The sequence below is a fragment of the Duganella vulcania genome (assembly GCF_009857655.1).
Classification (GTDB): Bacteria; Pseudomonadota; Gammaproteobacteria; order Burkholderiales; family Burkholderiaceae_D; genus Rugamonas; species Rugamonas vulcania.
The window spans coordinates 1-255 of record NZ_WWCX01000336.1; the positions used below are offsets into that span (position 1 = coordinate 1).

A 255-nucleotide genomic window follows, 5' to 3' on the forward strand; every position below is an offset into this window, starting at 1 on the left:
CGCCAGGTTGCCCCGCGCTGCCGTTCGACTTGCATGTGTAAGGCATGCCGCCAGCGTTCAATCTGAGCCAGGATCAAACTCTTCAGTTTAATCTCTGTTTATTTGACACTTTCGTGTCACCGTCATTTCTGACGGGTCGCTCACTCAAAATACTGACAGGCCACTATTTTCATAGCGCCTATTTCATTACTTCTTGTGAACATTTGATATTTTAAGTATCAGCAGAACTAGTCTGCTGTGCACTTTCATCAAACG

At 45.5% G+C, this 255-nt stretch carries 1 rRNA gene; it reads right to left on the bottom strand.

Annotated elements, in window-relative coordinates:
* Window positions 1–89 (bottom strand): 16S ribosomal RNA (locus tag GTP90_RS36285); the annotation flags it as partial.
* Window positions 90–255: the final 166 nt, after the last annotated feature.